The organism is Pseudomonas quercus (genome assembly GCF_012033695.1).
In the GTDB taxonomy this organism is placed as follows: domain Bacteria; phylum Pseudomonadota; class Gammaproteobacteria; order Pseudomonadales; family Pseudomonadaceae; genus Aquipseudomonas; species Aquipseudomonas quercus.
This window is the reverse complement of record NZ_JAAVJI010000015.1, coordinates 25097-37077: the sequence shown is the minus strand read 5'-3', so window position 1 is coordinate 37077 and position 11981 is coordinate 25097. Positions and strand designations below refer to the sequence as shown.

Sequence of the window (11981 nt, the reverse complement as noted above, 5' to 3'; positions counted from 1 at the left end):
CACCAAACGCCCCATTCCACTGTCCAACCCCGTACATTCCTTTACCTCAGAGCCCCACATGTCCCTCACCGACCAACTCGACACCCTCCGCATCCCCAAGGACCTGCGCACGCCTATCGAGCGGCTGATGCGGGCCTTGGACGAAGCCGCCGACAAGGCCGAGGTCAACCGCGAGGCCGAGATCCAGATCGAATTCGTGCAGGCCCAGGTGGCCGCCAAGAAACTCCGCGGCCCCCAAGTGGAAGCCATGTACATCCTGTTCGACGACGCGGTGCAGGCGCGGCTGGAAGCGTTGTAAGCCTCCGGCCCCTACGAAAATAGGAACCAAGCCAGGGCGCGCAGGCTCCACCAATCAACAGACTTTTCCTGCATGTTCTTGGAGCCTTTATGATTCGACGCGCCAACTTTGCCCCTACTGCCCTCTTTGCCCTGATGTCTGGCCTGGCCTTCGCCCAAGGCGCCGTGGCGGACCCCAGCTACAGCCTGAAGAAGGTGGCCAGTTTCGATCACCAGGTCACTGGTGTTACGGCCAGTGAAACCGGCCGCATGTTCGTCAACTTCCCGCGCTGGACCGAAGACTCGGAAGTGTCCGTGGCGGAGCTGATGCCCAACGGCGACCTTAAAAGCTTCCCGGATGCGAACTGGAACGCCTGGCGGAATGCCAAGGCAGACAGCATGAGCGCGGGCGACCATTGGGTGTGCGTTCAGTCCGTAGTGGCGGACAAGAAAGGCAGCCTGTGGGTAATCGACGCGGGCGCGCCGGCCCAGGCGCAAGTAGTAGCCGGTGCACCGAAGCTGGTGAAGATCGACCTGGCCACCAATGCCGTGGCCAAGGTGTACCCCTTCGGGTTGGACGTGGCGCCCCAGGGTAGCTACCTGAATGACGTGCGCCTGAGCCAGGACGGTAAGTTCGCCTACATCACGGACTCGGGCACCAGCGGCGCGATCGTGGTGGTGAACCTGGAGACCGGCAAGGCTCGCCGTGCGCTGGACGGTGCGCCTAGCACCCAGTTCGAGAAAGGCGTGATGGTGAAGGCGGACGGCAAGCCGCTCATGCGGCCCGACGGGCGCGGTGTGCAGTTCTCGGCGGACGGTATCGCGCTGTCGCCAGCGGGCGACACCCTGTACTGGCAGGCGGTGAAGGGCAACACCCTGTACAGCGTGCCTACCAGCGCGTTGCAGACGGCCACCCTGGCGGACCTACCAAGCAAGGTGCAGAAAGTGGGCGAGAATGGCCCGGCTGATGGCCTGTTGATGGACGCCAAGGGCACGCTGTACATCAGCTCGGTGGAAGACCATTCCATCAAGGTGCGCAACGGCAATGACGTGAAGGTGCTGTTGCAAGACAAGGACATGCGCTGGCCAGACACCTTTACCCAAGGGCCAGACGGCACGGTGTACGTGACGGACTCGCGCATTCCGGACATGAGTTTCTTTGACCCTAAGCAGAAGCCTGCGCTGGAAACCACGCTGTACAAGATTGTCGAGAAGAAGTAACCGTGTGAGGTCTGCTTGCGCCTGGCGATGACGGGCGCAAGCAGAGCTTAGCGCCTACAGCTACTGTTAAACCCTTCTAATACACAAAAAATCGCTGAAGCGATTCACGTCTTGTAATTATTCCCCTGCCCTTACCCGGACCTTTCTCTGCCCTTGAGCGTCGGAGCTAGGCACGTTTTTACGTTTGTTGTGAGGTGCTGATTTGAAAGACGCTATCGCCAAGAAGTACCGATTGATTATCAAGACCATGGGCTATGTGGGCTGGGCGTTGTTCTGGCTGTTGCTCTGGGACGTGGCCGTTACCGTGGACTTTATGCTGTTCCTGGACAGCAAGCTTAATTTACCGCTGATGCCGCTCACCCTGTTGGGTTCGGCATTGATTGTGTTGATCAGTTTTCGTAACAGCAGCGCGTATAACCGCTGGTGGGAGGCGCGTACCTTGTGGGGCGCCATGGTGAACAACTCGCGCAGTTTTGCCCGCCAGGTGTTGACCTTCCTGGATGACCCGCAGGGTGAGGCCAACCCTATGAAGGCCAAGCTGCTGCGGCGGCATGTGGCCTATGTGAACTGCCTGGCGGCCCACTTGCAAGGCCAGAAGTGCCCGGAGGAAGTGCGGGCATTTATCTCGGCAGAGGAGTTTGCGCGCAGCGGCGCTACCAATAACTTTGCCAATGACATTCTCAATGGTTCGGCGGCGTTGCTGGCACAGGAATACAAGGCCGGGCGCTTGGACAGCATTCGCCTGTCGCGGATCGAGTCTACCTTGGTGGAATTGTCCAACAGCCAGGGCGGTATGGAGCGGATCGCCAATACGCCGCTGCCTTACCCGTACGTGTATTTTCCACGGCTGTTCATCTCGCTGTTCTGCGTGATTGTACCGGTGGGGTTGGTCGAGTCGCTGGGCTGGTTTACGCCGGCAGCCTCGACGGTGGTGGGCTTTATGCTGCTGGCCATCGAGCGGATTGGTACGGATTTGCAGAGCCCGTTCAAATCCAGCGAGCACCAGATTCAGATGGAGAAGATTTGCGAGACCATCGAGAAGAATTTGGAGTCCATGCAGCGGGATGCGCTGAGCGGGGATCGGATTGGGGGATAGTTGAGGGGTGGGGCGTACTACCGTAGGAGCGGCCATAGGCCGCGAACTTGGGTGTTACTGGAGTTCAAGTTCGCGGGCTTCGCCCGCTCCTACAATATCTAGGCGTACTGCTGTAGGAGTGGCCGGAGGCCGCGAACTTGGGTGTTACTGGGGTTCAAGTTCGCGGCCTATGGCCGCTCCTACAATGTACGTAGGGGTACAGGTGTAGCAATCAGCCGCGGCTGCGAGATTCGGTGCGGTCGCGCTCGCTGAGTTCAACAACGCGCTTGGCCGCTTCGACGTCGTCGTAACGGTACTCGTTGTGCCCAGCCTCGTCGGTGATCTTGAAGGCCACTGACTTGTCTTTCCGCTGAGCTTCGCAAGGAATGTCACGCCCTTCGAGCTTTTGAATTTTCACAGCCATGGTCGTGCTCCTTACAGGAGGTCGGCAGGAACCGTACCGCCGTTGGTGGATACTTTCTGCAGAATGGCTTTGTGCAGCCACATATTCATTTCAGCAGAATCGCCCAGCTTGTCCGCAGGGCAGCCTAGTTCGTTGGCCAGCTCTTTGCGGTGTTCCAGGCTGCTGTCGATACCCAGCAGTTTCAACAGGTCTACTACCGAAGTGCGCCAGTTCAGCTTCTCAGCGGTGTGAGCCTGGGCCAGACCGTCCAGCTTGGCGCCGACGTCTACTGCGCTGTCGGTACGTGGGGTGGTGGTGCCGGTCATGGGCGGAACGCCACCGTCTACGCTGACGGGTGCAGTGCCGGTAGGAGTAGGCGCGGTAGAGGCGGTGGTGGGCTGGGTGTCGTCGTGGCCGATGCCCAGCTTGCTCAGGATGTCTTTAAAGAAGCTCATCAATGTTTCCTCAAGGTGCGTTCAGGTCTTTTGTGGACCCCCACCCTGCGCGGAAAGTTTGATCGCTGTGACCACCGCACCGTTTAAGCGAACACCGTTACCCGGTTTCGGCCGCTGCGCTTGGAGGTATACAGGGCCTGGTCGGCGCGTTCGATCAGCTCCTGGTAGTCCGCCACGGGGCGGCGCAGGTCTGCCACGCCCAGGCTGATGGTGAAACGGATGGCTTGGCTGTCGTGGGTGACCACCAATTCTTCAATGGAAGCACGCAGCCGCTCTGCAAGGATTTGCCCACCTTCCTTATTTGTGTCAGGAAGCAGCAGCGCAAATTCTTCCCCGCCATAGCGCCCGCAGATGTCCGAATCCCGCACGTGCTCGCGCACCACATCCGCCACGCGCTGGATCACTCGGTCCCCGGCAGGGTGGCCGTAGGTGTCGTTCACCTGCTTGAAGTGGTCGATGTCGAACATGATCATGGTGCAGTCGTTACCGTAGCGGCTGTGCCGGGCGTACTCGTGTTTGAGGGCCTCTTCCCAATGGCCCCGGTTGTACAGCCCCGTGAGCCGGTCCGTGCTGGAAAGCTTCTGCAGCTGGGCATTCACCGCCTGCAACTGGCGGCGGTTGGTGGCCACTTCGGTCACGTCGTATACCACCAGGCAAATATGCTCCACCTGGTTGTTGATGGAGCGCAGGGGGAACAGCGAGGTGTTCTGGTACATGAACGGCTCGGAGCCGGTGATAGGCCTGTAGGTGTCGAACTTGAGCAGGTAAGGGCGCTGTTCCCAGATGGTGAAGGTGGGCGACCCCAGGGTGACCACGCTGTCCACCTTGCGGGTGAACCAGGCCCGGTCCACCTCCTCGAACAGGTCGAAGAAGGACTTGCCCTGGGCTTCCCGCGCGGGCACGCCCGAATGGTTCTCAATGAACGTGTTCCACACGGAAACGTTGTAGGAGCGGTTGAAGACAACCACGCCCACGTCGATGGTCTGGGCAATTGCCAACAGCCAGTGGAGCTCGGTGATGTCGAGTGTTCTGTTCATGTCAGTTCATCATGTACTCAAGCTTGCCCTTGAGTCTAGGCAACGAGGTTTCGGTAAACAGCAGCAGCAGGTCGAAATGCACGTCGTGCCCCTCCACGCTGTAGCTGATTTCCACGGCCAGGGTCTGCCTCCAGCGGTGCCGGTTCAAGCTGATCAGGTCTTCGATGCGGGCGTGTTCGCCCAGCAATTGCGGGTGGCTGAACGAAAAAGCCACATCGATCTGCTCGCCGATGCCGCTCAGGCAGGCGCCGATCAGCAGGGCTGACAGGTCCAGCACCATTTCGGACGCGGTGCTTTCCTGGTAGTCCTGGCGCATCAGGCGGGCCATGTCTGCCAGGTTGCTGTCGTGGAACATCAGCAGCGCCTCGCCCGCGATGCCTTCACCAATGTAGCCCTGGCAGATGGCCGTGAGCTGGTTGCCACGCTGCGCGTCGGCCAGGGCCATGTGCAGCTCCCCCACCTCCAGCACGTTCACGTTGGGGATGGGCAGCTCGATAAACACATTGAGCACTTTGGCCAGCAAGGCGGCGGCCCGGCCCATGGCCACGTTGACGGTTTCCCGGAACGCGTCATTGAAGTTCACGGACATGTCCGTGCCGAACTGCCCCGTGCCACCTTGGCTATGCAGGCCACAGCGGGCAAGGGCTGCGCGAAGCTCGTCGGCATTGGCGGGTTTTTTCAGGAACGCCGTTGCCCCCAGGGCCAGCACCCGGCGTATGGCTTCATCCTGCACATCGCCGGACACCACGATCACTTGCGCCTGCAGCCCTTCCTTGCGGATGGCTGCCAGCACTTCATACCCGTCCATTTCAGGCATGGTAAGGTCGAGCAGCACGACCTTGCCCAGCCCTTGTCGAATGGCATCCAGGCCCTGCTGGCCGTTTTCGGCCTGGGTCACGGACAGCTCAAGCCCTTCGGGCAAGGCGCGCAGCAATTGCTTGCGAGCCATGTTTGAATCATCACAAATCAGCAGAGGTACAACAGCCATTGAGAGTTAGTCCCGTTAAAGGCCCTGCAGGTAGAGGCTTGCGGCACTGTAAACAGAGCGGCGGCACCGCGCCAGCGCTTTGGTGCATGTGTAGCGATTACAGGTAAAAACTGCCATGCGTGCTTCACTACACACGCTGGCCTTTATAGCATCGGCTTGGACATCAGCCCCTGCAGTTGTATGATGTCCGGCAACACCTCTAGAAGCGGCCATGCCTGAGGGCGTTTACCTTGGCATCGCCTAGGCTTCTTACCGTTAACCGAACAAGGAGACAACAATGCCTGACGTTCTCGGACACAACTTTATCAACGGTGCCCGTAGCGCCGCCGGCCAAGCCAGCCTTCAAAGCATAGACGCTAGCAGCGGCGAGGCCCTGCCTTATGCGTTCTGCCAAGCCACAGACGGTGAAGTGGACGCTGCTGCCAAAGCCGCAGACGCCGCCTACCCAGAATTCCGCCAGCTGAGCCCGGCCCGCCGTGCCGAGTTCCTGGACGCCGTAGCCGATGAACTGGACGCCTTGGGCGATGAGTTCGTGGCCATCGTGTGCCGTGAAACGGCCTTACCTGCCGCCCGTATTCAGGGCGAGCGTGGCCGTACCAGTGGCCAGATGCGCTTGTTCGCCAAAGTGCTGCGCCGTGGGGACTACCTGGGTGCCCGCATTGACTTGCCGCTGCCGGACCGCAAGCCCCTGCCACGCCTGGACCTGCGCCAGTACCGCATTGGTGTGGGCCCAGTGGCGGTGTTCGGCGCCAGCAACTTCCCCCTGGCCTTCTCCACGGCAGGTGGTGACACCGCTTCGGCGTTCGCAGCCGGTTGCCCGGTGGTGGTAAAAGCCCACAGCGGCCACATGGCCACGGCTGACCTGGTCGGCACCGCCATTACCCGTGCTGCCGAAAAAACCGGCATGCCCAAGGGCGTGTTCAACATGATCTTCGGTAACCGCGTAGGCGAAACCCTGGTCAAGCACCCGGCCATCAAGGCAGTGGGCTTTACCGGTTCCCTGGGCGGCGGTACGGCGCTGTGCAAGATGGCCGCCGAGCGCCCCGAGCCCATCCCGGTGTTTGCCGAGATGTCCAGCATCAACCCGGTGATTCTGCTGCCGGAGGCCCTGAAAGCCCGTGGCGCGACCGTCGCCAAGGAACTGGCCGGCTCGGTGTGCATGGGTGCGGGCCAGTTCTGCACCAACCCAGGCCTGGTGATCGGTGTTAAATCTGCCGAATTCACCACCTTCCTGGACGCGCTGAAAACCGAGATCGGCGGCCAGGCGGCACAGACCATGCTCAACGCGGGCGGCCTGAAGAGCTACAGCGGCGGCGTGGCACACCTGCATGGCCACCCTGGCATTACCCACTTGGCCGGTAACGCCCAGGAAGGCAACCAGGCGCAGGCTCAGCTGTTCAAGGCTGACGTGTCGCTGTTACTCAATGGCGATGCCCTGCTGCAAGAAGAGGTGTTCGGCCCTACCACCGTGGTGGTGGAAGTGGCGGATGATGCTGAACTCAAGCAAGCCTTGCTGGGCCTGCGTGGCCAGTTGACGGCAACCTTGATTGGTGAGCAGTCGGACCTGAGCACTTACCAGTGGCTGGTGCCGATTCTGGAGCACAAGGTAGGCCGCATTCTGGTGAACGGTTACCCGACCGGTGTGGAAGTGTGTGAAGCCATGGTGCACGGTGGTCCGTTCCCGGCGACCTCTGATGCGCGCGGCACTTCGGTAGGTACTTTGGCGATCGACCGCTACCTGCGCCCGATCTGCTTCCAGAACTACCCTGATGCGCTGTTGCCTGAAGCCCTGCAGAACGCCAACCCATTGGGCCTGCAGCGCCTGGTGAATGGCGAGTGGAGCACCCAGCCCATCGCCTGAGCGCTGAGCTGAGCTGAACGGGTGGCCGCCTTTCGGGGCGGCCACACTGCTCTTACTTAACGATACGCCCCTCTCCCCGCCCACGTGGGTCTGACGCGGTTTCAACCGTGCCGTTATCCACCCGTATGGCCTGCACGTTCCCCATCAGCCAGCCCTGGTCTTTCAGGGTGTAGCCCATTGCGTTGAGTTCGTCCGCAGCTGGGCCTTTCAAGGGGGCCATGGCGTCGTAGTAGATCGTGTCCTTAGGCAGCAACTGGTGGTGCACCCGCTGCACGGTCACGGCTTCCACCAGCGACAGATGATAGTCGTACAGGTTGTTCAGCACCTGGAACACCGTTGTGAAAATACGAGAGCCCCCTGGCGTGCCCACCACCAAGGTGACCTTGCCATCGCGCGTGACAATGGTAGGGCTCATGGACGAGAGCATGCGCTTGCCTGGGGCAATGGCATTGGCATCGCTGCCTACCACACCGAAACCGTTGGCCACGCCGGGCTTGGAGCTGAAGTCGTCCATTTCATCGTTCATCAGGAAGCCTGCGCCCTTTACCACCACGCCACTGCCGTAGTCGAAGTTCAGGGTGTAGGTGTTGCTGACAGCGTTACCGTCCTTGTCGATCACGGAGAAGTGCGTGGTCTGGTGGGTTTCCAAGCCAGGGCGTACCTTGTCGGTAGGCGAAATGGCGGTAGGGTTGACCTCCGCGGCACGGCGGTCGAGGTAAGCCGGTGCGGTGAGCATGCCCACGGGCACCTTGTTGAAGTCCGGGTCGCCCAGGTAGTCGGCGCGGTCAGCAAACACGCGCTTTTCGATCTCGGCCAGCAGGTGAATGTAGCGCGCGGAATTCAGCGGCACGCCTTTGAAGTCCTCGCTGCGGCGTTCCTTGATACCCAGCAACTGGGCCAGGGCGATGCCGCCCGAACTGGGCAACGGCGCGGTGTACACGGTGTTGCCGCGCCAGTCGATGGCCAGGGGTTCGCGCCAGTGGGCCTTGTAGCCCCGCAGGTCGGCTGCTGTGATCAGGCCCTTGTCGTGCTGCATCTGCGCGACCAGCAGCTTGGCGGTGGTGCCCTGGTAGAACTCGCTCACGCCATGGGCCGCAATGCGCTGCAGGGTTTGCGACAGCTCCGGTTGCTTGAAGCGTTGGCCTGTTTTCATGGTGCCGAAATAGTCGCCAAAATTGGTGCTGCCCTTGAACAGCCCCAGGGCGTCTTCCCGGTACTGGTATTGGGTTTCAGCCACAATAAAGCCACGCCTGGCATAGCCGATGGCCGGGACCAGCAAGTCACGCCAAGGCAGCTTACCGAAACGCTGGTGCGCCTCCCACAGGCCCATTACCGTGCCGGGTACTCCGGCCGCCTTGGCCCCCACCAGGCTCATGTTAGGCACCACCTCGCCCTTGTCGTCCAGGTACATGGTCTTGGTGGCGGCCTTGGGGGCTGTTTCCCGGTAATCCAGGAAGTAAGGCTTACCCTTTACGAACAAGGTCATGAAGCCACCGCCGCCCAGGTTGCCGGCTTCCGGGTAGGTCACGGCCAAGGTGAATGCCGTGGCCACAGCGGCATCCACGGCGTTGCCGCCTTGCTTGAGAATGGCCTCGGCCACTTCCGCGCCGTAGCGGTCTGGGGAGGCGACTGCACCAGCGGGCAGCACGCTGGCCCAGGTAGTGGAAGACACAACAAGCACTGCTGTGGACAGCAGGGTTTTGCACAGTACAAGACGCATGGGTTGTCCTTGTGTGGGAAATCCTTCTCCAATTAAGGCTTATAAACGGCGCAGGGGCAAAGCAGTGCCGCAATTTCCATAGCGGGGGCCTTTTACAGGGCATATGCCTTGAGCTTGTCCTGCATGAAATCCAGGAAGCACTGTATGCGTAGCGCCAGTTGCGTATTGCGGTAGTACACCGCATGAATGGGCTGCGGGTAGCCACTGTTGTGTTCGGCCAACAGCACGCGCAGGCGGCCCTGCTGAATGTCGTGGTGGGTCATGAAGTGGGACAGGCATACGATGCCCTCTCCCGCCAGCGCCAGCTCGCGCAGGGTGTCGCCGCTGGAGGCCGACACCGCTGGGTTGATGGGCAAGCGGTCGCCCCCGGCATGGTGCAAAGGCCATTGGTTGAGGCCTTCGTTACGGGTGAAGCCCAGCAAGGAATGCCTTGCCAGGTCGTGCACTTCAACAGGCACGCCCTGGCGCTCCAGGTACGCCGGGCTGGCAAGGACATTGCGCGGGCTGCTGCCCAGGTAGCGGGCGCGGAGGGTCGAGTCCGCCAAGGCACCGATGCGAATCGCCACGTCGGTGTTCTCCTCTAGCAGGTCGATGATCAGGTCATTGGTGTTCAGCTCAAGGACGATATCGGGGTAGCGCTGCCGGAACTCGGCCACGTGGGGCACCACGGCATGCAGCATGAAGGGTGACGCCGCGTTGATACGCAGCCGGCCGGAGGGTGCCTGCTGACGCAGGGCAAGGTGCTCCTCCAACGCTTCCATGTCCTGAAGAATGGCCTTGGCCCGCTCGAAGAAGTACTTGCCCTCCTCGGTCAGGCTCATGCGCCGGGTGGTGCGGTTGATCAGGGTGGTGCCCAGCTTGCCTTCCAGCCGCGCCAGGGTTCGGCTTACCGCTGAGGGCGACTGCCCGGCCTGTTCGGCGGCGGCTGAAAGGGAGCCGCTTTCAATCACTGCGATAAACAGCTGGAGTTCGTCGGACCGGGCTTTCACATAGGGGGCTCTGTTGTGGTTCACAGCCCTTTTAGCACAGTCTCCAGGTGCTGTTGATAGCGCGCTACGTCGGCTTCGATGTTGGGCCGCTTCATCACATCCACAGCCAGGAAGGTGGGCAAGGCAGCCAGGCCCAGAAACTCATTGGCTTTGTGGAAGGGGAAATACACGGCATCCACGCCTTTGCCTTCAAAGAAGTCCGCCGGGTCGTCAAAGGCCTGTTGCGGCGCATTCCAGGTGGCGGAAATCATGTAGCGCTTGCCCTGCAGCAACCCCCCACTCCCGTACCGTTGAGACGCATCGGAGCGGGTGCGGCCATCGTTTGCATACAGGCTGCCGTGGCCTTGGGTGAAGACCTCGTCCAGGTACTGCTTGACCGTCCAGGGCGCGCCCATCCACCAGCCGGGCATCTGGTAGATGATCACATCGGCCCACAGGTACTTCTCCACTTCGGCGGCAGTGTCATAACCGCCGTCGATAAAGGTATCGTTCACGGTGTGGCCCGCTTGGCGTAGCCAGGCGAGGGCGGCGTCATGCAAGGTTTCGTTGTAGCGGCCATCGGAGTGGGCAAATCGCTTGCCGCCATTCAGTAAAAGCACGTTCATGTACTGCACCTCAATCGTTTCGAATGGGCGCAGGTTAATGGCCATAAGCGCTTGGAAAAAGGCACGTTCACGCAATTGGCTTGTTCCGCCAATGCACGAATGTTTTGGGTATTGTTGCGCCAGGCTAACTATCTCTTCATTGGAGGCACCTTATGAGCACCCCCTATGCATTCATCCTCACCGCCAAAACCCGCCCTGAAAAGGCGCAGGCCTTCAAGGCACTGTTCGAAGGGTATGTAGCGGCCAGCCGCGAAGAACCTGGTTGCCTCGAATACCACATGCTGCAAGATGAACAGGACCCTAGCCTGTTCATCTTTTATGAGGTGTGGGCCAGCAAGGCCGCGCTAGACGTGCATGCCGCCTTGCCCCACATGACGGCCTTTGCCGAGCAGCGCATGGATTACCTGGAACAGGACCTGAAGGTTCAGACCATTCGCATGCTCAGCCCAGCCTCTTCCACTCACTCAGCAGCCTGATACCCCTGCACGATGGCGGAGAAATCCAGCCCGCCATCACCGCGCAGGTTCATGGCCTGGTACAACTGCTGGGCCAGCGCCCCCATCATCACAGGCTGCTTGGCCTGGCGTGCGGCCTCTGTGGCCAGGCCCAGGTCCTTGAGCATCAACTGCGCACCGAAGCCGCCGGTGTAGCCCCGGCTGGCAGGCGCTGTGGCCACAATACCTGGCCAGGGGTTATAGGTTTCAGAACTCCAGCACCGGCCGGTAGAGCTGTTGATTACCCCGGCCAGCACCTGTGTATCAATGCCCAAGGCGTTACCCAAGGCCATGGCTTCGGACACGGCAATCATGGAAATGCCCAGCAGCATGTTGTTGCAGATTTTCGCCACCTGCCCCGTACCCACCTCCCCGCAATGCACAATGTTCTTGCCCATCTGCGCCAGCACCGGCTGCAAGGTCGCGAACAGTGCCGGGCTGGCGCCTACCATGAATGTCAGGGTACCGGCCTGGGCCCCACCGGTGCCGCCCGACACCGGCGCATCGGCGAAGTCCACGCCTTGCTTCGCCGCCGCAGCGTGTATGTCGCGGGCGGTTTGCGGGTCGATGGTGCTGCAATCCACCACCGGCGTACCGGCACGAATACCCGCCAGCACGCCCTCTTCTTGCTGGAACACGGCACGTACGTGGGCCGCCGCGGGCAGCATGGTGATCACCAGCTCTGCCTGCTGGGCAGCTTGGCGGGGGGACGCTGCCACCTCGGCACCCAGCTGGCCCAGTTCACCTAGCACGCTTTGGTTGAGGTCGAACAACACCAGGCTGTGGCCGGCATTGATCAGGTTGCGGGCCATGGGCGCGCCCATGTTGCCCAGGCCAATAAAGGCGATTTTCATGAC

Annotated in this window: 13 protein-coding genes; 5 read left to right on the top strand and 8 right to left on the bottom strand. The window is 61.1% G+C overall.

What is annotated here, in order from left to right; translation table 11 throughout:
- Window positions 1-58 precede the first annotated feature (58 nt).
- The 3 genes from HBH25_RS19545 (at window position 59) to HBH25_RS19535 (ending at window position 2593) form a co-directional block, all read left to right on the top strand.
- Entirely contained in the window at window positions 59-298 is a 240-nt protein-coding gene (locus tag HBH25_RS19545; protein ID WP_168085616.1) for a hypothetical protein, read from the top strand.
- Window positions 299-387: 89 nt separating this feature from the next.
- Complete coding sequence (locus HBH25_RS19540; RefSeq protein ID WP_168085615.1) at window positions 388-1497, top strand: L-dopachrome tautomerase-related protein; 1110 nt, start codon at window positions 388-390, stop codon at window positions 1495-1497.
- Between the two features lie 202 nt (window positions 1498-1699).
- On the top strand, window positions 1700-2593 hold the full coding sequence (locus HBH25_RS19535; protein WP_168085614.1) for a bestrophin family protein: 894 nt from the start codon (window positions 1700-1702) through the stop codon (window positions 2591-2593).
- 211 nt (window positions 2594-2804) lie between these two features.
- Here the strand turns inward: HBH25_RS19535 and HBH25_RS19530 are convergent, their stop codons facing one another.
- From HBH25_RS19530 to HBH25_RS19515, 4 genes are all read right to left on the bottom strand, one after another.
- Window positions 2805-2996: a hypothetical protein gene (locus HBH25_RS19530; protein ID WP_168085613.1), complete on the bottom strand. Its 192-nt coding sequence runs from the start codon at window positions 2994-2996 to the stop codon at window positions 2805-2807.
- Between the two features lie 11 nt (window positions 2997-3007).
- Entirely contained in the window at window positions 3008-3430 is a 423-nt protein-coding gene (locus HBH25_RS19525; protein WP_168085612.1) for a DUF3597 domain-containing protein, read from the bottom strand.
- Between the two features lie 83 nt (window positions 3431-3513).
- Window positions 3514-4467, bottom strand: coding sequence for a sensor domain-containing diguanylate cyclase (locus HBH25_RS19520; protein ID WP_168085611.1), 954 nt, complete (start codon window positions 4465-4467; stop codon window positions 3514-3516).
- 1 nt (window position 4468) lies between these two features.
- On the bottom strand, window positions 4469-5455 hold the full coding sequence (locus HBH25_RS19515; protein ID WP_168085610.1) for a response regulator: 987 nt from the start codon (window positions 5453-5455) through the stop codon (window positions 4469-4471).
- 277 nt (window positions 5456-5732) lie between these two features.
- On the opposite strand from HBH25_RS19515, the gene HBH25_RS19510 reads away from it, so the two are divergent.
- Entirely contained in the window at window positions 5733-7316 is a 1584-nt protein-coding gene (locus HBH25_RS19510; RefSeq protein WP_168085609.1) for an aldehyde dehydrogenase (NADP(+)), read from the top strand.
- Between the two features lie 52 nt (window positions 7317-7368).
- Here the strand turns inward: HBH25_RS19510 and ggt are convergent, their stop codons facing one another.
- The 3 genes from ggt to mdaB all read right to left on the bottom strand — a co-directional run bounded on the left by ggt (window position 7369) and on the right by mdaB (window position 10630).
- A complete protein-coding gene (gene ggt, locus HBH25_RS19505; RefSeq protein WP_168085608.1) occupies window positions 7369-9036 on the bottom strand; it encodes a gamma-glutamyltransferase in 1668 nt (555 codons plus the stop codon).
- Between the two features lie 92 nt (window positions 9037-9128).
- Window positions 9129-10025 carry a LysR substrate-binding domain-containing protein gene (locus HBH25_RS19500; protein ID WP_168085607.1) on the bottom strand — a complete coding sequence of 299 codons (897 nt, stop codon included), beginning with the start codon at window positions 10023-10025 and terminating at the stop codon, window positions 9129-9131.
- Window positions 10026-10045: 20 nt separating this feature from the next.
- Window positions 10046-10630: an NADPH:quinone oxidoreductase MdaB gene (gene mdaB, locus HBH25_RS19495; RefSeq protein ID WP_168085606.1), complete on the bottom strand. Its 585-nt coding sequence runs from the start codon at window positions 10628-10630 to the stop codon at window positions 10046-10048.
- A gap of 152 nt (window positions 10631-10782) precedes the next feature.
- Between mdaB and HBH25_RS19490 the strand changes: the two genes are divergently transcribed.
- Complete coding sequence (locus tag HBH25_RS19490) at window positions 10783-11106, top strand: putative quinol monooxygenase (RefSeq protein ID WP_168085605.1); 324 nt, start codon at window positions 10783-10785, stop codon at window positions 11104-11106.
- Here the strand turns inward: HBH25_RS19490 and mmsB are convergent.
- A complete protein-coding gene (gene mmsB / locus HBH25_RS19485) occupies window positions 11091-11978 on the bottom strand; it encodes a 3-hydroxyisobutyrate dehydrogenase (RefSeq protein ID WP_168085604.1) in 888 nt (295 codons plus the stop codon). The genes HBH25_RS19490 and mmsB overlap by 16 nt on opposite strands.
- Window positions 11979-11981: the final 3 nt, after the last annotated feature.

What these genes read in the sequence shown, in the direction of transcription:
- HBH25_RS19545 (WP_168085616.1), top strand. Translation starts at nt 59, where the DNA reads ATGTCCCTCACCGACCAACTCGACACCCTCCGCATCCCCAAGGACCTG.
- HBH25_RS19540 (WP_168085615.1), top strand. Translation starts at nt 388, where the DNA reads ATGATTCGACGCGCCAACTTTGCCCCTACTGCCCTCTTTGCCCTGATG.
- HBH25_RS19530 (WP_168085613.1), bottom strand. Translation starts at nt 2,996, where the DNA reads ATGGCTGTGAAAATTCAAAAGCTCGAAGGGCGTGACATTCCTTGCGAA.
- HBH25_RS19525 (WP_168085612.1), bottom strand. Translation starts at nt 3,430, where the DNA reads ATGAGCTTCTTTAAAGACATCCTGAGCAAGCTGGGCATCGGCCACGAC.
- HBH25_RS19520 (WP_168085611.1), bottom strand. Translation starts at nt 4,467, where the DNA reads ATGAACAGAACACTCGACATCACCGAGCTCCACTGGCTGTTGGCAATT.
- HBH25_RS19515 (WP_168085610.1), bottom strand. Translation starts at nt 5,455, where the DNA reads ATGGCTGTTGTACCTCTGCTGATTTGTGATGATTCAAACATGGCTCGC.
- HBH25_RS19510 (WP_168085609.1), top strand. Translation starts at nt 5,733, where the DNA reads ATGCCTGACGTTCTCGGACACAACTTTATCAACGGTGCCCGTAGCGCC.
- ggt (WP_168085608.1), bottom strand. Translation starts at nt 9,036, where the DNA reads ATGCGTCTTGTACTGTGCAAAACCCTGCTGTCCACAGCAGTGCTTGTT.
- mdaB (WP_168085606.1), bottom strand. Translation starts at nt 10,630, where the DNA reads ATGAACGTGCTTTTACTGAATGGCGGCAAGCGATTTGCCCACTCCGAT.
- HBH25_RS19490 (WP_168085605.1), top strand. Translation starts at nt 10,783, where the DNA reads ATGAGCACCCCCTATGCATTCATCCTCACCGCCAAAACCCGCCCTGAA.
- mmsB (WP_168085604.1), bottom strand. Translation starts at nt 11,978, where the DNA reads ATGAAAATCGCCTTTATTGGCCTGGGCAACATGGGCGCGCCCATGGCC.